Genomic DNA, 20,781 nt, shown 5'->3' with positions numbered 1-20,781 from the left:
AGTGGTACCGGTTCAGTCGCTGAGTGCCGGGATGATCTCCGCGCCGTACGCGTCGATCGTCGTTTCCTGCGCGTCGTGCATGTCGTACACCGCGAACTGGTCCACGCCCAGGTCGCGCAGTGCCCGGAGCTTCTCGATGTGCGCCTCGGGCGGGCCGAGGAGGCAGAAGCGGTCCACGATCTCGTCGGGCACGAAGTCCGTGGACGGATTGCCGGCCCGTCCGTGGTGGCTGTAGTCGTAGCCCTGGCGGCCCTTGATGTAGTCGGTCAGCGCCTCGGGGACCATGCCGGAGTGGTCGCCGTAGCGGGAGACCAGGTCGGCGACGTGGTTGCCGACCATCCCGCCGAACCACCGGCACTGCTCCCGGGCGTGCGCCGGGTCGTCGCCGACGTACGCGGGTGCGGCGACGCAGATGGTGACCGCGTCCGGGTCGCGGCCCGCCTCGGCGGCGGCGTCCCGTACGGCCTTGACCATCCACTCGGTGAGGAAGGGGTCGGCGAGCTGGAGGATGAAGCCGTCGGCCTTGCGGCCGGTGAGGGCGAGCGCCTTGGGGCCGTAGGCGGCCATCCAGACCGGCAGTCTCCCGTCGCGCACCCACGGCAGCCGCATCGGCTGGCCGTCCACCTCGGCCTCGCGTCCCTCGGCGAGGTCGCGGATCACGTCGATCGCCTCGCCGAGCCGGGCCAGGGTGTTGGGCTTGCGTCCGGCGACGCGCATCGCCGAGTCGCCGCGGCCGATGCCGCAGACGGTGCGGTTGCCGTACATGTCGTTGAGCGTGGCGAAGGTGGAGGCGGTGACCTCCCAGGTACGGGTCCCCGGGTTGGTGACCATCGGACCGACCTTGAGGGTCGTGGTGTTCGCCAGGATCTGGCTGTAGACGACGAAGGGTTCCTGCCACAGCACGGCCGAGTCGAAGGTCCACCCGTGGGTGAACCCGTTGCGCTCGGCGCGCTTCATCAGGCTGATGACCCGCGAGGCCGGCGGGTCGGTCTGCAGGACGAGGCCGAAGTCCATGCGCTCCGCTCCTAGGTGAGGTACTGACAGGTGGAACGCGGGGTGTAGACGCCGTGTCCGGCGTGTCCGGTGTACTCCCGGTCGGTGACGACGGGGACCCCGCGCGAGAACACGGTCTCGACGCGGCCGGTGACCCGCTTGCCCTCGTAGGCCGAGTAGTCGACGTTCATGTGGTGGGTGTCGGCGGACATCACCTGCTCGGCCGCCGGGTCGTAGATCACGACGTCGGCGTCGGCGCCCGGCGCGATAGTGCCCTTCTTCGGGTACAGGCCGAACATCCGGGCCGGGGTGGCGCAGGCGATCTCGATCCAGCGGCGGCGGGTGAGGTGCCCGTCGAGGACCGCCTGGTGGAGCAGGTCCATGCGGTTCTCCACGCCGGGCAGTCCGTTGGGGATTTTGGAGAAGTTGCCGCGGCCGAGTTCCTTCTGGCCGGTGAAGCAGAACGGGCAGTGGTCGGTGGAGACCACCTGGAGGTCGTTGGTGCGCAGGCCCCGCCACAGCGCGGCCTGGTGTTCCTTGGGGCGCAGGGGTGTGCTGCACACGTACTTGGCGCCCTCGAAGTCCGGCTCGGCGAGGTTGTCGGTGGACAGGAACAGGTACTGCGGGCAGGTCTCGCCGAAGACGTTCAGGCCCTGGTCGCGGGCCCGGGCGAGTTCGACGACCGCCTCGGTGGCGGAGACGTGCACGACGTACAGCGGGGCGCCGGCGACCTGCGCGAGCCGGATGGCGCGATGGGTGGCCTCGGCCTCCAGGAGGGCCTTGCGGACCTCGCCGTGGAAGCGGGGGTCGGTCTCGCCGCGGGCGAGGGCCTGCTCGACGAGGACGTCGATGGCGATGCCGTTCTCGGCGTGCATCATGATCAGGCCGCCGTTGTCGGCGGAGCGCTGCATGGCGCGGAGGATCTGGCCGTCGTCGGAGTAGAAGACGCCGGGGTAGGCCATGAACTGTTTGAACGAGGTGACGCCCTCTTCCACGAGGAGGTCCATCTCCTTGAGCGTCTCGTCGTTCACGTCCGAGACGATCATGTGGAAGGCGTAGTCGATCGCGCAGTTGCCCTCCGCCTTGGCGTGCCAGGCGTCCAGGCCCTCGCGCAGGCCGTGGCCGACGCTCTGCACCGCGAAGTCGACGATCGTGGTGGTGCCGCCCCAGGCGGCGGCCCGGGTGCCGGTCTCGAAGGTGTCGGAGGCGAAGGTGCCGCCGAACGGCAGCTCCATGTGGGTGTGCGCGTCGACCCCGCCCGGGATCACGTACTTCCCGGTGGCGTCGACGGTCCGCTCGGCGGTGAACGCCTCGGCGGCGGGTGTGCCGGAGGCGGCGAGGGCCGCGATGCGGCCGTCCTCCATGAGGACGTCCGCGTGGGTTTCGTCGGAGGCGGTGATGACGAGTCCGCCGCGGATGAGTGTGCGGGTGCTCATGTCGGGGTCGCTCCTCCTGGTGGGTACGTGCGGGTTGTTCGTGGCTTGTCGCGCAGTTCCCCGCGCCCCTTGGGGGCGTTGGTCCTCAGGGCGTTGTCAGGGGGCCGTAGGCGCCCGGATTGCGGTCGCGGTAGAACTGCCAGCGGTCCCGGACCTCTCGCAGTGTGGACAGGTCCAGGTCGCGGACGACGAGTTCGGTCTCCTTGTCGCTGGCGACCTCGCCCACGAAGCGGGCCTCCGGGTCGACGAAGTAGCTCGTGCCGTAGAAGTCGTTGTCCCCGTACTCCTCGACGCCCACCCGGTTGATGGCGCCGACGAAGTACTCGTTGGCGACGGCCGCTGCCGGCTGTTCCAGCTGCCAGAGGTAGCCGGACAGCCCCCGGGAGGTGGCCGACGGGTTGAAGACGACCTCCGCGCCCGCGAGTCCGAGCGCGCGCCAGCCCTCCGGGAAGTGACGGTCGTAGCAGATGTAGACGCCGATCCGGCCGGCCTGTGTGTCGAAGACGGGCCAGCCGCTGTTGCCCGGGCGGAAGTAGAACTTCTCCCAGAACCCCTTGACCTGCGGGATGTGCGTCTTGCGGTACTTGCCGAGGTAGCTGCCGTCCGCGTCGATCACGGCGGCCGTGTTGTAGAGGACGCCGGGCTGCTCCTCCTCGTACATCGGCAGTACCAGGACCAGACCCAGTTCCCGGGCGAGGCGCTGGAACCGCTCGACGACCGGACCGTCCGGGATGCGTTCGGCGTACTCGTAGAAGGCGGGGTCCTGCACCTGGCAGAAGTACGGTCCGTAGAAGAGCTCCTGGAAGCACAGCACGTGAGCGCCCTGCGCGGCCGCGTCGCGGGCGGCCTGCTCGTGGACCTGGATCATCGATTCCTTGTCGCCCGTCCAGGCGGTCTGGAAGACGGCGGCTCGGATCACTCGGCTCATCGGGACCTCCGGTCGCTCGGTGTGCAGTGAGCCTAGGAAGCGGACGAGCGGGCTTTGAGTGGCAGCGTGTCACGCTTGCCGGGGTGCGGCGTGTCACCGTGTCATCCGCGGACGATCCCATGTGTCACCGCCGTTGCCGCAGGTGGTCGCTCGTTTCAGTGGTGTTGCGCGTCGTGCGCGAGGAGTGCGATGTGCAGGGAGGCGGCCTGTTCGAAGTCGTCCAGGTCCACCCCCAGCCGTATCTGTATCGCTTCCAGGCGGCGGTACAGCGCGGGCCGGGAGACGTGGTGCAGCTGCGCGGTACGGGACTTGTTGCGGCCGGTCGCCAGGTACGTGCGCAGCACCGGCAGCAGGTCCTCGCCGGGGTCGCACAGCAGCCCCGCCAACTCCCGCTCGGCGAAGGACTGCACCTGCGGTTCGTCCCGCAACAGGCGGATCAGGCCGCGCAGATGGACGTCCCGCAGCCGCACCACGGGCGGCAGGTCCAGGGCGGCGGCGGAGTCCGCCACCGCGTCCGCGACATGCCGTGCCTCGCGCAGCCCGGCGGGCACGTCGTCGAAGGAGGTGCGGGCACCGGCGGCCGCGACCACGACGGGCCCGTCCGCCGGTTCGGCGCGCAGCCGGGCCGCGAAGTGCGCGGTGAGCGCCTCGGCGTCCTGGTCGCGGGCGAGGCTGAGCAGCACGGCGGTCGCGGTGTCCGACAGCTCTCCCGCGACGCCGGGCAGGCCGAGGAGCCGCAGCACGCGGTCCAGCGGGGCGGCCCGGCGGCCGTGCACGACGAGCGGCACGAAGGTGCGCCGGGTCACCGGCAGCCCGGCCGCGCGCGCCCGGGGCAGCAGGTGCCGGGCGGGTACGGCGCCGCCGACCAGGTCGGTGACCAGGCTCGACGCGGACTGTTCCTCCCAGGAGCAGTCGGTGCCGCCGAGCATGCGGTGCAGCACCAGGGCCTCGGCGGCCCGGTCGGCGAGCAGCCGCCCGGTCTCGGTGTCGCCGCGGTAGCCGCACAGCACCAGCCGGCCCCAGTGCCCGCCGCGCCCGCCGAGCTCGGCGCGGATCCAGCCGTCGCCCTCGCTGCGGCCGGCCTGCCGGGCGATGCGTTCCCAGTCGCGCAGCACGTCGTCGACGGCCGGACGCTCGCCGGCCGTGCCGAGGACACGGTGGGCGAGGTTGGTGACGACGACGGGGCAGCCGCTGTGCCGGGCGATCTCGTCGAGCAGCCGTTGCAGCGGGGCGCCGCCGGTGATGAGCGCGGTGAGTTCGGTGCGGACCGCCTCGGAGAGGCTGACGGCGGCGAACTTCCGCCGCACCAGCCGGGACTGCACCTCCTCGGTCAACTGGGCGAAGGGGAAAGGGCGGTGGAGCACCACGAGGGGCAGCTGGCAGCGTTCGGCCACCCGGCGCATGGCCTCCGGCGGGGAGGGGAAGGCCCGGCCGAGGCCCAGGACCACGGCGGAGGCCTCCGCGCGGTGCAGGGAGCGGACGTACTCCGCCTGCTTGTCCTCGTCGCCGGCGAGCAGCACCCCGGTGGTGAGCACCATCTCGCCGCCGCTGAGCATCACTCCGACGTCGGCCGCCTCGGCGACGTGCACCCAGCGCACCGGCCGGTCCAGCCGGCCGGCGCCGGCCACCACCTCGGGCTGTCCGGCGAGGACCCGTTCCAGGGCGAGGACCTGCCGGACCGAGAGGGCCGGTGCCGGTGGCTCCCAGGTGGTCATGGCGGCGTCCTCCGGTGCGTGTGGGGCTACTGGATGCTCCTCAGGGCGTTCTCGAGGATCGCGGCGCCCTCCTCGGCCTCCGCGACGTTGAGGGAGAGCGGCGGGGCGACGCGCAGGGCGCTGGTGTCGTGGCCGCCACCCTTGCCGATGAGGAGGCCGCCCCTGCGGGCCGCCTCCAGGACGGCGGACGCGGCGGCCGGGTCGGCCTCGTCGGTGCCCGGTGTGCAGAGCTCGATGCCGATCATCAGGCCGCGTCCGCGTACCTCCCGGACGGCCGGGACCTGGGCGGCGGCGGCCCGCAGCCGCTCGATGAGCAGCCCGCCGACCCGGCGCGCGTTGCCCTGGAGGTCGTGCTCCAGCGCGTAGTTGAGGTTGGCCAGGCCCGCCGCCATGGTGATCTGGGTGCCGCCGAACGTGGAGATGCTGTTGGCGTCCAGGCAGTTCATGATCTCGGCGCGGGCGACGACCCCGCCGATGGACATGCCGTTGCCGATGCCCTTGGCGAAGGTGAGCATGTCGGGCGGGCCGCTGCGGCCGTGCGCCTGCCAGCCCCAGAAGTGCTCGCCGGTGCGGCCCCAGCCGGTCTGCACCTCGTCGGAGATCCACAGGACGCCGCGCTCGTGCAGCACCTCGCGGAAGGCCGCGTAGAGCCCGTCGGGCGGGGAGGTGAAGCCGCCGACGCCCTGGATCGGTTCGGCGATCAGCGCGGCGGGCGGACGGGTGTGTCCGAGAAGGTCCTTGAGGTCGTCGACGCAGGCGGCGACGAAGTCGTAGTCGTCCAGGTCGGCGAAGGGGCCCCGGGTGCGGACGCCGCCGTGCACGTAGAGGGTCTGCAGCGGGGAGAGCGAGGTCGGGGACCAGCCGCGGTTGCCGGTGATGCCGACGGAGCTGAAGGAGCGTCCGTGGTAGCTGTTGCGCATCGCCAGGACCGTGTTGCTGCGCCGGTAGGCGGTGGCGAGCATCAGGGCGGTGTCGTTGGCCTCGGTGCCGGAGGTGGTGAAGAAGACCCGGGCGTCGGGGATGCCGCTGAGCTTGGCGATCCGTTCGGCGAGGTCCACCATCGGCCGGTTGAGGTAGAGGGTGGAGGAGTGCAGGATCCGCCCGGCCTGTTCGGTCACCGCCTTGGTGACCTCGGGCAGGGCGTGGGCGGTCATGGTGGTGAGGATGCCGCCGAAGAAGTCGAGGTAGCGGTTGCCCCGGGAGTCCCAGACGTGGCGTCCCTCGCCGTGGGTGATCTCCAGGGGCTCGTCGTAGTAGAGGGCGAGCCAGTCGGGCAGCACGGAGCGGTGGCGGCTCAGCAGGTCGTCGTTCACGGCCGCACCAGCCCCTCGTAGGCGTCGGGGCGGCGGTCGCGGTAGAAGGCCCACTGCTGCCGCACCTCGTCGACGAGGTCGAAGTCCAGGTCCCGGACCACCAGTTCCTCCTTGCTGTCGCTGGCGAGGTCGCCGACGAACTGTCCGCGCGGGTCGACGAAGTAGCTCGTGCCGTAGAAGTCGTTGTCCCCGTACTCCTCGACGCCCACGCGGTTGATGGCGGCGACGAAGTACTCGTTGGCCACGGCGGCCGCGGGCTGTTCCAGCTGCCACAGGTGGGCCGACAAACCGCGGTGCGTGGCCGACGGGTTGTAGACCAACTGGGCGCCGTTGATGCCGAGTTGCCGCCAGCCCTCGGGGAAGTGGCGGTCGTAGCAGATGTAGACGCCGACCTTGCCGACGGCCGTGTCGAAGACGGGCCAGCCGAGGTTGCCCGGACGAAAGTAGAACTTCTCCCAGAACCCCTTCACCTGCGGGATGTGGTGCTTGCGGTACTTGCCGAGGTAGGTGCCGTCGGCGTCGATCACAGCCGCGGTGTTGTAGTAGTGACCGGACTGCTCGATCTCGAAGACGGGGGCGACGATCACCATGCCGGTCTCGCGGGCCAGCTCCCGCATCCGGCGCACGGTGGGGCCGTCGGGGACCTCCTCGGCCCAGCGGTAGTGCTCGGCCTCCTGGACCTGGCAGAAGTAGGGGGCGTTGAACACCTCCTGGAACCCGATGACCTTCGCGCCCCGCCGGGCCGCCTCGCGGGCGTGCTCCTCGTGTTTCGCCAGCATGGACTCGGTGTCGCCGGTCCAGGTGGCCTGGACCAGGGCGGCGGTTACGACGTTGGGCATGAGCTGCTGCTCCTTCGACGCGACGTCAGCGCCTCTACGCCCGTAGAGACGGCCGTAGAGGGACGAACGTAAGCCTCTCGGACGGCCTTGCCAAGACCATCGTCGTGCGGGCCGTGGAGTCGATCCGGATTGACACCCCTGTGGGTGAGTCCGCCCGGCCGCCCGCCCCCGGTCAGGCGGCCAGTCCCGCGACGCGCAGGGCGTGCAGGACGTCCCAGTGCCGCTCCTCCGACACGCCCCGGGCCGCCGTCAGCAGCAGCGGCACCAGGCGCCGGGGGTCGGGGGCCGCGGTGCGGGCGGCGTCCTGCGGGGTGCGCATCCGGACGCAGGCGTCCAGCAGGGCCCGCAGCTCGCGGTGACGAGTGCCTTCGGCCAGGGCGAGGGCGGCCTGGCCTATCTCGTCGGCCGGCCGTACCACGCCCTGCCGCAGGATCTGCTCGCCGTCCTCGGCCCGGCCCGCCGCGGTGAGCGCGTCGGCGGCGGCGACGAGGCGTTCGGCGGGCAGCGACGCGGCCGCCTCCCACAGCAGGGTCGCCCAGTCGGCCCCCAGCCCGGCCCGCTCCATCGCGTCGGCGAGCAGCGGGAACCGTACGGCGGGCCAGTAGGCGGCGTCGTTCAGAGCGGCGTGCGCCTCGCCGGCGCGGCCTTCGCGGCGCAGCCGTACGAGGGTGCGCACCAGGTGTCCGGCCTGCCGCAGGTCCTCCACGCCGGCCCGCTCCCCGGCCGGCGGCCCGGCCTGCCCGCCCTCGTCCGCGGCGGCCCCGGCGAACCGGGCGCCACGCGAGACGGAGGCGGCGACGGGCAGCTCGGGGACGGCGGCGGGCGGCGCGACGACGGGCGCCTCCCCGCCGTCCTCCACGCCGGCGAACCGCGCACCGCCGCGCCGCCGCTTGCGGGGCGCGGACGGACCGCCGTCCGTGGACGCCTCCGGCGGGACATGCCGCTGCGCGGCGCGCGGCTCGGGCGGGACGGGGTCGGGGGCCGGATACCGCTCCTGCCGTGAGCGGGGCGGAGCAGGCCGCGAGTGCTCCGCCCCGGCACTCGGCACCGGGCCACGCCCGCGTGGTGCGGGGGCCGGCGCCGTGTGCGTGCGGGTGCGCCGGTCCAGGGCCGCCATCCGGGCGGTGAGTTCCGCGCAGCGGGCAGCCGCGCGGCGGTGGTCGTCCTCGGCCCAGGCGAGGTCGTTGCCGAGGGCGTCGGTCTCCTCGCGGCCGGCCGCGGTGGCGAGCCGGCGCGTCAGCTCGGCGCGGCGGTCCGCGGCGTACCGCTGCTCGCGCAGCATGACGTCGAGCCGGTCGCTCAGGGCCTGCCGGGCACCGGGCCGGCCGTCGAACGCGGTGGTCGCCTCGGCGTGCAGCAGGCGCGCCCGCGGGGCCTCCGCCTCGGCGACCGCGGGTCCGTGGACGGCTGCCAGGTCGTGGAGCAGGGACTCCACCACGTCCCAGGGCGGCGGTTCGCGCCCTTCGAGACACGCCCGCATGCCGTCGGGGTCGCGCTGCCAGAACACCAGGCACCAGCCCGCGTACCGGTCCAGTCGCGCCAGCAGACCCCGCAGATGGTCCGTGAACTCCCGGACACTTTCCGGGAGTTGCTCCGCAGCCATAGCCAACTCCCGCCGGATTCCGGAGTAACTTGACTCCGTAGGTAACACCCGGCGTGTTACGGCGGCGCTACGGCGAGTTTTCCGGCGGGGTGCGGACCCGGCACCGGGAACGGCGCCGCCCCCGCTCAGGCGGCGATCGACGCGTCCGGGGTGTCCGGCGCCTCCAGCGGCCCGCAGCGCCCGATCAACGCGTCCATCGACAGACCGAGCGCGCCGGCCAGCGCGGCCACGGTGAAGAACGCGGGGGTCGGGGCCCGCCCCGTCTCGATCTTGCGGAGGGTCTCCGCGGAGATGCCGGCGCTCGCGGCGACGTCCGTCATGCTGCGGGTTCCGCGCGCCTCGCGCAGCAGCCTGCCGAGCCGCTCGCCGCGTTCACGCTCTTCGGGGGTCAAGGGGGTGCGCACCATGACCCCATTCTAATACCGGTATAGTAATTGGCATGGTGGAGCTCAAGACCGACGCATCGATCGATGCCATGTACGAGGCCGGACAGGTCGTCGCCCGTGCGCTGACGGCCGTACGGAAGGCCGCCGACGTGGGCGTGTCCCTGCTGGAGCTGGACGAGGTGGCCCGGGACGTGCTGAACGCGGCGGGCGCGACCTCGCCGTTCCTGGGATACCGGCCCTCGTTCGCACCCACGCCGTTCCCGGCGGTGATCTGCGCGTCCGTCAACGACGCGATCGTGCACGGCATCCCGGACGGCTACCGGCTGCGGGACGGGGACCTCGTGTCCATCGACTGCGGCGCCCAACTGGGCGGCTGGGCCGGGGACTCGGCGATCAGCTTCGTGGTGGGTACCCCGCGCCCGGCGGACGTCCGGCTGGTCGAGACGGCCGAGCGGGCGCTCGCCGCCGGCATCGAGGCGGCCGTCGTCGGCAACCGCATCGGCGACATCGCGCACGCCATCGGCACGGTGTGCCGCGGCGCGGGCTACGGGATCATGGAGGACTACGGAGGCCACGGCATCGGCCGGCACATGCACGAGGACCCGCCGGTGCCGAACGAGGGCCGGCCGGGACGCGGGCTGCCGCTGCGGCACGGCATGGTCCTGGCGATCGAGCCGATGCTGATCGCCGGCGGCACGGACGCGTACCACGCCGCCCCGGACGGCTGGACCCTCCGCACCAACGACGGCACCCGCGCGGCCCACACGGAACACACGGTCGCCATCACGGACGCGGGGCCCCGCGTCCTGACGGCGCGGGACTGAACCGGAGGCCGGCCCGGCAGCCGGGCCGGCCCTCGTCACGGCCTCGCGACGGAACTGCCCCGCGCGGTGCCGTCCCGGTGCCGTACCGGTTCCGCACCGTACCGGTGCTGATTCAGGTGCCGTCGCCGGTGGTGAGCGGCGCCGGCACCGTGCGGGAGGACCGGGCGCGGGCGCCGCCCCGCGCGGGGCCACGACCGGGGGTGTCGGCCCCTCTCCCCCGCCGGGCAGTGCCCGGAATTCCTCCGACGGGGGCGAACCTGGACATGCCCGCGCATACGGATCGTGTCATCGTGGGCATGAGCGCGGCTCGGCCGGGTTACCCGGCTCCGGCACGTCGACCCAGCGAAGGAACGGATGACGATGACGAGTGGTTTCGTCGGCCCGGAGGGTGACCCGTTCGCAGAATTCCTCGCCCGCTTCTTCGGCGGACAGCGCCCCCGGCAGATCGACATCGGCAGGCTCCTCAGCCAGCCCGCCCGGGAACTCGTGCGCGGCGCCGCCCAGTACGCGGCCGAGCACGGCAGCCGTGACCTGGACACCCAGCATCTGCTGCGTGCCGCCCTCTCCGCCGAGCCGACCCGGAGTCTGCTCAGCCGGGCGGGCGCGGACCCGGACTCGCTGGCGTCCCAGATCGACGACCGGTCCGGGCCCGTGCAGCACCCTCCCGGCGAGGCCCCACCGCCGACGTCACTGTCCCTGACGCCCGCCGTCAAACGGGCGCTGCTGGACGCGCACGAGATGGCCCGGTCGAGCGGCGTCGGCTACATCGGCCCGGAGCACGTGCTCAGCGCCCTCGCCTCCAATCCCGATTCGGCGGCCGGCCACATACTGAACGCGGCCCGGTACACCCCCTCCGGCCCGCCCGAGGCGCCGGAGACCCAGCAGCCCCGCACCGAACGCCCCCGGCCCTCGTCGGGCACCCCGACGCTGGACAAGTACGGCCGTGACCTCACCGCGCTGGCCCGCGAGGGCCGTATCGACCCGGTGATCGGGCGGGACGTCGAGATCGAGCAGACCGTAGAGGTGCTGTCCCGGCGCGGCAAGAACAACCCCGTGCTGATCGGAGACGCGGGCGTCGGCAAGACCGCCGTGGTGGAGGGGCTGGCGCAGCGGATCGCCGAGGGGGACGTGCCCGACATCCTCCTCGGCCGGCGGGTGGTCGCCCTGGACCTGACCGGCGTGGTCGCCGGCACCCGGTACCGGGGCGACTTCGAGGAGCGGATGAACAACCTCGTGGAGGAGATCCGCGCCCGCTCCGACCAGCTGATCGTCTTCATCGACGAACTGCACACCGTGGTCGGCGCGGGAGGCGGCGGCGAGGGCGGCTCGATGGACGCCGGGAACATCCTCAAGCCGGCCCTGGCCCGCGGCGAACTGCACATCGTCGGCGCGACGACCCTGGAGGAGTACCGGCGGATCGAGAAGGACGCGGCCCTGGCCCGCCGCTTCCAGCCGATCATGGTGCCCGAGCCCACCCCCGCGGACGCGATCGAGATCCTGCGCGGCCTGCGGGACCGCTACGAGGCGCACCACCAGGTCCGCTACACCGACGAGGCGCTGGTCGCGGCCGTGGAGCTGTCCGACCGCTATCTGAGCGACCGGCGGCTGCCGGACAAGGCGATCGACCTGATCGACCAGGCGGGCGCCCGGGTGCGGCTGCGGGCCCGCACCAAGGGCACGGACGTCCGCGCGCTGGAGCGCGAGGTCGAGCAGCTGACCTGCGACAAGGACCAGGCGGTCGCGGACGAGCAGTACGAGCAGGCGATGCAGCTGCGCGACCGCATCACGGAGCTGAAGGAGCGCGTCGCGCAGGCCGGCGGCGACGGCGAGGTCGACGAGGGGCAGAGCCTGTGGGTGGACGCCGAGGCGATCGCCGAGGTGGTGGCCCGGCAGACGGGCATCCCGGTCAGCAGGCTCACCGAGGAGGAGAAGGACCGGCTGCTCGGCCTGGAACAGCACCTGCACCAGCGGGTGGTGGGCCAGGAGGAGGCCGTACGGGTCGTCTCGGACGCCGTGCTGCGCTCCCGCGCGGGCCTGTCCAGTCCGGACCGGCCGATCGGCAGCTTCCTGTTCCTCGGCCCGACGGGCGTCGGCAAGACGGAGCTGGCGCGGGCGCTCGCCGAGGCGCTGTTCGGCAGCGAGGACCGGATGGTCCGGCTCGACATGAGCGAGTACCAGGAGCGGCACACGGTGAGCCGCCTGGTGGGCGCGCCGCCCGGGTACGTGGGCCACGAGGAGGCCGGTCAGCTCACCGAGGTGGTGCGCAGGCACCCGTACTCGCTGCTGCTGCTCGACGAGGTGGAGAAGGCCCACCCGGACGTCTTCAACATCCTGCTGCAGGTGCTGGACGACGGCCGGCTCACCGACTCGCAAGGCCGCACGGTGGACTTCACCAACAGCGTGATCGTGATGACCAGCAACCTCGGCTCCGAGGCCATCACCCGGCGCGGTGCCACCCTGGGCTTCGCGACCGGCGGTGCGGAGGCCGACGAGGAGGCGCGGCGGGAGCAGATCCTGCGGCCGCTGCGGGACCACTTCCGGCCGGAGTTCCTCAACCGGATCGACGAGATCGTGGTGTTCCGCCAGCTCACGCCCGAGGAACTGCGGCAGATCACCGACCTGTTGCTGGAGAGCACCCGTCGCCGGCTGAAGGGCCAGGACATCACGGCCGACTTCACCGACGCGGCCGTGGACTGGCTGGCCGAACGCGGCTACGAACCGGAGTACGGTGCCCGGCCGTTGCGCCGCACCATCCAGCGTGAGGTCGACAACCAGCTGTCGCGGCTGCTCCTGGACGGGCGTGTGCGGGAGGGCGGCCGGGTGACGGTGGACGCGCAGGACGGGCGTCTGGTCTTCCGTACGCAGGAGACGCCGGCACCCGAGCTCTGACCCGCCCGTACGGCACGGCCCGGCACCCCTGGTCAGGGATGCCGGGCCGACGGGTGTGAGAGGCCGGCGGATGTGAGGGACCGACGGAGGTAAGGGGCCGCTACCGCCTCGGGTGGACGACCATCGCCGAGCCGCCACCCCTGCGGACCTTCTCCGCCGCGGCGAGCCAGGCTCCGCCGGGCAGCCGCTGCACGCCGGTCGTGGCGCCGATCTCCGGGTTCTCCCGGAAGGAATGCCCGATGGCCTCCAGGCGCTGCCGCAGCGCGCTGTCGAAGAGCCCGGGTTCGAGTTCGGTCTGCGCGGCGTTGCGCTGGCTGGCGCGCGGCGCGGCGATCGCGTCGACGAGCGGCAGGCCCCGGTCGAGGAAGCCGGTGAGGGTCTGCAGCACGGTGGTGATGATGGTCGCGCCGCCGGGTGACCCGAGCGCCACCACCGGCCGGTCGTGCCGGTCGAGCACGATCGTCGGCGCGATGGACGAGCGGGGCCGCTTGCCGGGGCCGGGCAGGTTCGGGTCGTGGACGGCGGGGTTCGCCGGGGCGAAGGAGAAGTCCGTCAGCTCGTTGTTCAGCAGGAATCCGCGTCCGGGGACGGTGATGCCGCTGCCGCCGGTCTGCTCGATGGTGAGCGTGTAGGCGACGACGTTGCCCCACCGGTCGGCGGTGGTCAGGTGCGTGGTGTTCTCGCCCTCGTACGTCGTCGGCGCGGCCGTGCCGCCCTTCGCGCACGGCGTCGGGTGGCGGGGGTCGGCGGGGGCGAGCGGACTGGTGAGGACGGCGTCGTCCTTGACCAGGCAGGCGCGGGAGTCCGCGAACCGCTGCGAGAGCAGTTCCTTCGTCGGTACGTCCTCGAAGGCGGGGTCGCCGACCCAGCGGCCCCGGTCGGCGAACGCGATGCGGCTCGCCTCGATGAACCGGTGCAGGTAGCGGACGTCGCTCGCCTTCGACAGGTCGGTGCGCTCCAGGATGTTGAGCGCCTCGCCGACCGTCGTGCCGCCGGAGGACGAGGGCGCGATGGAGTAGACGTCGAGACCCCGGTACGAGGTCTTCGTCGGGGGCTGGGACGTGGCGCGGTAGGCGGCGAGGTCGCGCGGCGACAGGTCGCCGGGACGCGCGTTCCAGCCCGACGCCGGGTCCACGGGCGGCTTGTTGACCGTGTTCACGATGTCGCGGGCGAGGTCGCCCCGGTACAGGGCGTCGACGCCCTTGCGGCTCAGCTCGCGGTAGGTGCGGGCCAGGTCGGGGTTCTTGAAGGTGGAGCCCACGGCGGGAAGTTCGCCGCCCGGCAGGAACAGCTTCGCGGTGTCGGGGAAGTACCGGAAGCGGGTCTCGTTGGCGGCGGTCTGCGAGCGGAAGGTCTCGTCGACGGTGAAGCCGTCGCGGGCGAGCCGTTCGGCTGGCTCCAGGACCGTGCCGAGTTTCCTCTTGCCCCACGTGTCGAGCGCCCGCTGCCAGGTGGCGGGCGTGCCGGGGGTGCCGACGGCGAGTCCGCTGCTGACCGCCTCGGCGAACGGGATGGGCGCGCCGTCCTCCATGAACAGGCCGGAGTCGGCGGTGAGCGGGGCGGTCTCGCGGCCGTCGAGGGTGTGCACGGTGCGGGACCGGGCGTCGTAGTAGACGAAGTAGCCGCCTCCGCCGATGCCGGCCGAGTAGGGCTCGGTGACGCCAAGGGCGGCGGCGGTGGCCACGGCCGCGTCGACGGCGTTGCCGCCCTTGCGCAGGACCTCGATGCCGGCCGCGGTGGCGTCGGCGTCGACGCTGGAGACGGCGCCGCCGTGACCGACGGCCACCGGCACCTTGGGCGTGGGCCGGGCGTGTGGGGCTGGCTCTCCGCGGGGGGTGGGCGGCGCGGCCGCCCCCACCGACACGACAGCGGCGGTGACCGCGAGGACCGCGAGATTCCGTGCGACAGGGCGACGCATCCGCACCTCCAGTAATGGGCCGTCCGGGCAGCTTAGTTCGTCGCCATGCCCGCGTCAGGGAGGCGCTACCGGGCGTGCCGCGCCGAGCCGTCCGGGACGTGACGCAGCCGGGCGTCGAACACGGGTTTGCCCGGGACCGCTAGCATGCGCGCCCATGAATGACGACGTGCGCAACATCGTGCTGGGCCTGGTGGCCGCGGGCATCAGCGCCAGCCTGGGCTGGATCGCCCGTACCTATCTCTGGAAGCGCAAGCTCCGGCGCAAGCAGGCCTTCTTCGGACTTCCCGACAACTCCGAGTCGTTGCTCGTCGTCAACCGCGACCCGGCGACGGCGGAACCGGCGGTGCACCGCTTCGACGTGTTCGCGCTGCTCGAACTCTCCGCGCTGATCAAGGACTGCGGGGCGCACGCCCAGGTGGTCACCCAGGACGCGGCGCACCAGGGGTTCGGCGAGCGGACGGAGTTCTGCGTCGGCGGTCCCGGGTCGAACCGGCGGATGGTCGCGCACATGGCGGCGATGCTGCCGGGGGTGCGGGTGAACGTGGACCCGGAGCCGGGCCCGGACCGCGGCGCCTTCCGGATAGGTTCCGACCTCTACCGCATGGAGCCCGGCGTCTCCGAGTACGTCCTGCTGGCGCGGCTGACGGCGGGGGAACGGCGGGACACCCGGCCGGTGTTCCTGTTCTGCGGCCAGCGGGCGATCACCAACCAGGCCGCGACCCGGTACCTCGCCCGCAACCACGAGCGGCTGGCCCGCAAGCACGGGTCCGGTTCCTTCGTGCTGCTCCTGAAGGTCATCAACTCGCAGGCGTACGGCCCCGATGTGGTGGAGCTGGTGGCGGACGTCAGCAAGCCCGCCCAGACGCCGCTGCCGCCTCCGGAGCCGGCGGCACGCAAGTCCCACCGCGCGGACTGACGACGCGCCGCGCCCTCGGGCGCGGGGGCTGCCGCCGCGCCCTGGGGCGCAGGTGCCTGCCTCCGCTGCGGCCGAAGCCCACGCCCGCCGAGGCGCGGGGGCACGTCCTCCGGGCGGGTCCTGGGGGCGGATCGCCCATCGGGCCGGGCGGGAGTGCTCATCAAGCGGGCCTTGGGCGGTCGATCACACCCCGGCCGGGCGGAGGCTGACGGTTCCTTCGCGGGACGGAGGGCGCCTCGGGGCGAGGGAAGAGTGCGCCCCCGTAGGGGCGGGTGGGGCACCACCCGCCCGGCGGGCAGCTGACCTTCTCCTCGCCGGCGGGCGACCGTGGTTTCGGCCGCTGCCGCCGCGAGCAGTGATCACCGGCTGCCGCCGGACGGGTCCGGCCTGTGTGATCCGCCGCCCCGGCTGGGCGGGCGGTCCCCTCCCGGAGGCGGTGTCCCCGCTTGCACCGCGAAGTCTCTCCCCCGACCGGGACGGAGGGAACATCGTAGTCGAGGTCCGGACGGACCGGTTTCCGTACGTCATGGTGGTCGCCGCAACGTATCCGGGCAAGATCGCCAGGACGACGCGACACGCACTTTTCGGTCATAAGCCGTATTTACGGCGGGTGATGGGGCGCGCGAGCGGGGCGCGCGTCAGCCCTCCACGACCTCGGCGTACCACTGCGACAGCTCGGGTACGCCGTCGGCCGCCCACTGGTGACCCGCGTCCACAACGTCGAACTCCCGTCCGCCGGTGAGGTGTACGACCGGCTGACCGTCGGCGCGGAGCTCCCAGACCGCGCCCGGCACGGTGCGCACGATGACGGTGCCGAGGTACAGACCCGCGTCGTTGCCCAGCCAGTCGGAGGTGTCCTCGTCGTCCCGCCACCTGGGGACCAACTGGTCCAGTGCCTCCAACGAGGCCGGGCTGTCGTCGAGTCGGACTCCCGCCCCGTAGGCCTGGGAGCGCAACAGCGCGCACTCCGCGAGGAGTTCCGCGAGACCCGCCGGATCGGGAAGTTCGTCCTTCCGGCGCCGCCTGCCCAGGAACGGGATCTTCATTTCTCCAGCCTGTCATTCGAACCGCCGCGCGCAAACAGGCGCGCGGGGTCCTTCGACGGCCGGCCGGGCCTTGTTACACGTCCAGGTCGACCACGACCGGCGCGTGGTCCGAGGCGCCCTTGCCCTTACGCTCCTCGCGGTCGACGTAGGAGTCGGTGACCGCCTTGGCGAACGGCTCGTTGCCGTAGACCAGGTCGATGCGCATGCCGCGGTTCTTGGGGAAGCCGAGCTGGCGGTAGTCCCAGTAGGTGAAGGGCTGGTCGTACTTGAGGGGGCGCGGGACCACGTCCGACAGGCCGGCCTCGCGCAGGGAGGCGAGGGCGGCCCGCTCGGCGGGCGTGACATGCGTGGAGCCCTCGAAGGCGGCGCGGTCGTAGACGTCGTCGTCGGTCGGGGCGATGTTGTAGTCGCCGAGGATCGCGAAGGGGCGGTCGCCCGCCGCGTCACCGGCCACGGCCGCCTTCAGCGCCTCCAGCCACTGCAGCTTGTACGCGTAGTGCGGGTGCTCCACCTCGCGGCCGTTGGGCACGTAGACCGACCAGACGCGGACCGGGCCGCAGGTCGCGGAGACGGCGCGGGGCTCGACGGAGCCGTCGTACCCGGGGTCGCCCGGAAGCCCCTTGACGACGTCCTCCAGGCCGACGCGGGAGAGCACCGCCACGCCGTTCCACCGGCCGGTGGCGTGCACCGCCGACTCGTACCCCAGCTCGCGCAGCTGGTCCACCGGGAACTGGGCCTCGGCGACCTTGGCCTCCTGGAGGCACAGCACGTCCGTGCCGCTGCTCTCCAGCCAGGCCAGGAGCCTCGGCAGGCGGGCGGTGATCGAGTTCACGTTCCAGGTCGCGATGCGCATGCTTCACAACCTACCCGCCGGGTCCGACAACGCTCGACCGGCGGCCGCCGGCTGTGGACGGCCGTGCCGGACGGGGCCCGCGCGGTCAGATCCGGACCGCTCCCCGCGGGGCCAGCCGCAGGTGCTCGGCACCGCCGAGGGCGCCGATCTGGCGGTCGTAGACCGGCCGGGCGAGGTCGGTGAGCAGCGCGTCATGGATGTCGTACGCCCGTTCGGGACGGACCTCGCGGACGTAGTCGATCACCTCGGAGATCTTGTTCCAGGGCGCCATGACGGGCAGCATCAGCGTCTCGACCGGGTGGTCGGGGACGGTGAGCGCGTCGCCGGGGTGGAACAGCTTCCCGCCGTCGACGAGGTAGCCGACGTTGGTGACGCGCGGGATGTCCGGGTGGATCACGGCGTGCAGTTCGCCGTGGACAGCCACGTCGAAGCCGGCGGCGGTGAAGGTGTCACCGTGCCCGACGGTGTGCACACGGCCCGGGAACGCGGCGGAGATCTGGTCGGCGACCGACTTGAGGGTCCAGATCTCGGCCGCCGGGTTGGCCTCCATCGCGGTGCGCAGCCGGCCCTCGTCGAAGTGGTCCGGGTGCTCGTGGGTGATCAGCACCGCGTCCGCGCCGACGGCGGCGTCCTCCTCGCTGAACCCTCCCGGGTCGAGGACGAGGACGCGTCCGTCCTTTTCCAGCCGGACGCAGGAGTGCGACATCTTGATGAGCTTCATGGCTCCATCCTGCATCCGGCGCCCGGAGCGGCGCGCAGGGGGACGGACCGGGGACGGCCCCCGGTGGCCGCGGCTCACTCCGGCGGGGTGGTCTCCTCGCGCACGACCTGCTGGGCCACCCGGAAGGCGGCGCTGGCCGCGGGGACGCCGCAGTAGACCGCCGCCTGCAGCAGCACCTCCTTGATCTCGGCCGGGGTGAGCCCGTTGCGCAGCGCGGCACGGGTGTGCACGGCGAGTTCGTCGAGGTGGCCGCCCGCGACCAGGGCGGTCAGCGTGACGCAGCTGCGGGTGCGGCGGTCGAGTCCGGGGCGGTCCCAGACCTCGCCCCAGGCGTACCGGGTGACCAGCTTCTGGAAGTCCTCGGAGAAGGGGTCGGTCTGCTCCAGGATCCGGTCGACGTGCGCGTCGCCCAGCACCTCGCGGCGCACCTTGATGCCGGTGTCGTACGGGTCCGGGACGCCCTGCGCCTGCGCGGGGACGGCGGCCGGGGCGATCTCGGCGAGGGGGGCGGGCTGCGCGGGGGCGACGGCCGGGACGGGCGGCCGTGGCACGGCGGCGGGCATCACGACGTGGCCGGTCGCGTTGTCGGGGAGGGGCTGCCAGGCGGTGGAGAAGTGCCGGACCAGCAGGTCGGTGACGGCGGCCGGCTGCTCCACCGGCACCAGGTGGGAGGCGCCGGGTACGACGGCGAGCCGGGCGTCCGGGATGCCGGCGACCAGGGTGCGGGCCTCGGCGGGGCCGGTGACCTGGTCCTCGGAGCCCACCAGCACCAGGGTCGGTACGCCGACGCTGCCGAGGCCGGCCCGGACGTCGAAGGAGGCGAGCGCCTCGCAGGCGGCGATGTAGCAGCCGGGGTCGGTGGTGCGGACCATCTGCACGGCCCACTCGGTGATCGCGGGCTGGGCGGCGGCGAACCCGCCGGTGAACCAGCGTTCGGGCGCGGAGCGGGCGATGGGGTCCAGGCCGTTGGTCCGCACGATCACCCCGCGCTGCCGGAACTCGTCCGCGGTGCCGAAGCGGGGGGAGGCGGCGATCAGTGCGAGGGACGCGAGCCGCTCGGGGTGGCGCAGGGCCAGCTCGATGCCGACGGCGCCGCCCAGGGCGCAGCCGGCGTACCCGAAGCGCTGCACGCCGAGGCCCTCGAGGGTGGCGAGCAGCCGGGTGGTGAGATCGGTGACGGAGACCGCGGGGTGGGCGGGGGCGCCGCCGTGCCCCGGGAGGTCGAACCGGAACACCCGCCACTGCTTCGTCAGCTCGGGAATCTGGCGGTCCCACATGTGCCAGGTGGTGCCGAGGGAGGGCCCCAGGATCAGAACCGGAGCGTCTTCTGGTCCGTCGAAGCGGTATTGCAGGGTGTTCGGTGCTGTCTCGCTCACCCGTCAGACCCTCTCACGTCTCACGCAATGCGACGTGGCCGGGGGAATCACGGACGGTCGACCGCCCCCCACGCCCCGCCACGTCCGGTACTGCCGGAACCTTAATGGATGGAGCGGAGACTTCTCCGGCGCACGCTTCATCCCGGGCCTCCCGATACGACCGAAACACACACGTTCGAACCGCCACCCCACTCGTTGCGTTACAGGAGCGGCCATGCATCCGCATGACACGTTCACGAACTCCGCACGATCCGCGCCCGCCTGGGACGGGCGCCGCGACCGCCGGCCGCGACCGGCGAGGGAGGATGGCAGCTGACGTGACGGACGTCGAACACCGGACGCGACGCGCCTGGGACACCTACGGAACGCATCACCTGAGGCGCGGGACACCGCTGCCCGACGTGAACGAAGTCGCCTGGGGCCCGGCCCCGGACGACCCTGGTGACGAGATCCTCGGGGACGTCAGCGGCCTGCGCGTCCTCGACATCGGCTGCGGGACGGGACGGCACGCCGCACACCTGGCCCGCGCCTACGGGGCGCAGGTCGACGGTGTCGACGCCTCCGCCGCCCAGATCGCACGAGCCCGCGCCCGTCATCCCGACGTGCCGGGGCTCCGGCTGATCCACGCCGACGCCGTCGGACACCTGGGTACGGCGCCGCCGTACGACGTGATCTACTCGGTCAGCGCCTTCCACTTCTTCGACCCGCACCGTCTGCTGCCTGCCCTGGGGACCGCGCTCACGCCGGACGGACGCTTGGTCTTCACCGTGCTGCACACCAACTCCGACGGCCACGGGCCCAGTTCCACGGTCACCCCGCGCCCGGAGGTCCTGCACCTGGCCGGCGGCGGCACCCTCACCCTGCACATGTGGGTGCTCACGCCGGAACTGTGGCAGGTCCTGCTGGACCGACATGGACTTCACGTACGGCGCATCACGGCTCTCGACGCCCCGGAGGAGGAGAACCACGCCTCCTACCGGCTCTTCGAGTGCCGGGCCACGGCATCCGACGGCTAGGGCGCTGTC

At 72.8% G+C, this 20,781-nt stretch carries 17 protein-coding genes; 4 read left to right on the top strand and 13 right to left on the bottom strand.

Features of this window, described 5'->3' with window-relative positions; genetic code table 11:
* Positions 1-12: 12 nt before the first annotated feature.
* From ACIF8S_RS20035 to ACIF8S_RS20000, 8 genes are all read right to left on the bottom strand, one after another.
* Entirely contained in the window at positions 13-1,014 is a 1,002-nt protein-coding gene (locus ACIF8S_RS20035; protein ID WP_400000479.1) for a TIGR03842 family LLM class F420-dependent oxidoreductase, read from the bottom strand.
* 11 nt (positions 1,015-1,025) lie between these two features.
* Complete coding sequence (hydA, locus tag ACIF8S_RS20030; protein ID WP_400000477.1) at positions 1,026-2,429, bottom strand: dihydropyrimidinase; 1,404 nt, start codon at positions 2,427-2,429, stop codon at positions 1,026-1,028.
* Between the two features lie 85 nt (positions 2,430-2,514).
* A complete protein-coding gene (locus tag ACIF8S_RS20025; protein WP_400000475.1) occupies positions 2,515-3,357 on the bottom strand; it encodes a nitrilase-related carbon-nitrogen hydrolase in 843 nt (280 codons plus the stop codon).
* A gap of 155 nt (positions 3,358-3,512) precedes the next feature.
* The gene (locus ACIF8S_RS20020) at positions 3,513-5,072 is read right to left on the bottom strand and encodes a PucR family transcriptional regulator (RefSeq protein ID WP_400000473.1); all 1,560 of its coding nucleotides are present in this window, start codon (positions 5,070-5,072) and stop codon (positions 3,513-3,515) included.
* A 26-nt stretch (positions 5,073-5,098) separates the two neighbouring features.
* On the bottom strand, positions 5,099-6,385 hold the full coding sequence (locus ACIF8S_RS20015; RefSeq protein WP_400000471.1) for an aspartate aminotransferase family protein: 1,287 nt from the start codon (positions 6,383-6,385) through the stop codon (positions 5,099-5,101).
* A complete protein-coding gene (locus ACIF8S_RS20010) occupies positions 6,382-7,224 on the bottom strand; it encodes a nitrilase-related carbon-nitrogen hydrolase (protein ID WP_400000470.1) in 843 nt (280 codons plus the stop codon). The genes ACIF8S_RS20015 and ACIF8S_RS20010 overlap by 4 nt, the downstream gene beginning before the upstream one ends.
* 172 nt (positions 7,225-7,396) lie before the next feature.
* Positions 7,397-8,827, bottom strand: a complete 1,431-nt coding sequence (locus ACIF8S_RS20005) for a hypothetical protein (RefSeq protein ID WP_400000468.1) — start codon at positions 8,825-8,827, stop codon at positions 7,397-7,399.
* A 125-nt stretch (positions 8,828-8,952) separates the two neighbouring features.
* A complete protein-coding gene (locus tag ACIF8S_RS20000) occupies positions 8,953-9,234 on the bottom strand; it encodes a helix-turn-helix domain-containing protein (protein ID WP_400000467.1) in 282 nt (93 codons plus the stop codon).
* Between the two features lie 32 nt (positions 9,235-9,266).
* Here ACIF8S_RS20000 and map point away from each other — a divergent pair, with 32 nt between their 5' ends.
* Together map and ACIF8S_RS19990 are read left to right on the top strand one after the other, a co-directional pair.
* On the top strand, positions 9,267-10,037 hold the full coding sequence (map, locus tag ACIF8S_RS19995) for a type I methionyl aminopeptidase (protein WP_400000465.1): 771 nt from the start codon (positions 9,267-9,269) through the stop codon (positions 10,035-10,037).
* Positions 10,038-10,397: 360 nt separating this feature from the next.
* A complete protein-coding gene (locus tag ACIF8S_RS19990; RefSeq protein ID WP_400000784.1) occupies positions 10,398-12,926 on the top strand; it encodes an ATP-dependent Clp protease ATP-binding subunit in 2,529 nt (842 codons plus the stop codon).
* Positions 12,927-13,026: 100 nt separating this feature from the next.
* Here ACIF8S_RS19990 and ggt read toward each other — a convergent pair whose 3' ends face one another.
* Positions 13,027-14,844 carry a gamma-glutamyltransferase gene (gene ggt / locus ACIF8S_RS19985; RefSeq protein ID WP_400000463.1) on the bottom strand — a complete coding sequence of 606 codons (1,818 nt, stop codon included), beginning with the start codon at positions 14,842-14,844 and terminating at the stop codon, positions 13,027-13,029.
* Between the two features lie 154 nt (positions 14,845-14,998).
* Here ggt and ACIF8S_RS19980 point away from each other — a divergent pair, with 154 nt between their 5' ends.
* The gene (locus tag ACIF8S_RS19980; protein WP_400000461.1) at positions 14,999-15,760 is read left to right on the top strand and encodes a hypothetical protein; all 762 of its coding nucleotides are present in this window, start codon (positions 14,999-15,001) and stop codon (positions 15,758-15,760) included.
* Positions 15,761-16,398: 638 nt separating this feature from the next.
* Here ACIF8S_RS19980 and ACIF8S_RS19975 read toward each other — a convergent pair.
* From ACIF8S_RS19975 to ACIF8S_RS19960, 4 genes are all read right to left on the bottom strand, one after another.
* Positions 16,399-16,806 (bottom strand): DUF6278 family protein, encoded by a 408-nt coding sequence (locus ACIF8S_RS19975; RefSeq protein WP_400000459.1) that lies wholly within the window; start codon positions 16,804-16,806, stop codon positions 16,399-16,401.
* A 73-nt stretch (positions 16,807-16,879) separates the two neighbouring features.
* A complete protein-coding gene (locus ACIF8S_RS19970; protein ID WP_400000458.1) occupies positions 16,880-17,659 on the bottom strand; it encodes an exodeoxyribonuclease III in 780 nt (259 codons plus the stop codon).
* An 85-nt stretch (positions 17,660-17,744) separates the two neighbouring features.
* Positions 17,745-18,380 carry an MBL fold metallo-hydrolase gene (locus ACIF8S_RS19965; RefSeq protein ID WP_400000456.1) on the bottom strand — a complete coding sequence of 212 codons (636 nt, stop codon included), beginning with the start codon at positions 18,378-18,380 and terminating at the stop codon, positions 17,745-17,747.
* A gap of 74 nt (positions 18,381-18,454) precedes the next feature.
* Positions 18,455-19,756: an alpha/beta fold hydrolase gene (locus ACIF8S_RS19960; protein WP_400000454.1), complete on the bottom strand. Its 1,302-nt coding sequence runs from the start codon at positions 19,754-19,756 to the stop codon at positions 18,455-18,457.
* Between the two features lie 317 nt (positions 19,757-20,073).
* Here ACIF8S_RS19960 and ACIF8S_RS19955 point away from each other — a divergent pair, with 317 nt between their 5' ends.
* On the top strand, positions 20,074-20,772 hold the full coding sequence (locus ACIF8S_RS19955) for a class I SAM-dependent methyltransferase (protein WP_400000453.1): 699 nt from the start codon (positions 20,074-20,076) through the stop codon (positions 20,770-20,772).
* Positions 20,773-20,781: the final 9 nt, after the last annotated feature.

It is taken from the genome of Streptomyces sp. NPDC085937, from assembly GCF_044540535.1.
Classification (GTDB): domain Bacteria; phylum Actinomycetota; class Actinomycetes; order Streptomycetales; family Streptomycetaceae; genus Streptomyces.
Note: the sequence above shows the minus strand (reverse complement) of the source record. Positions and strands in the feature narration are given on the sequence as shown.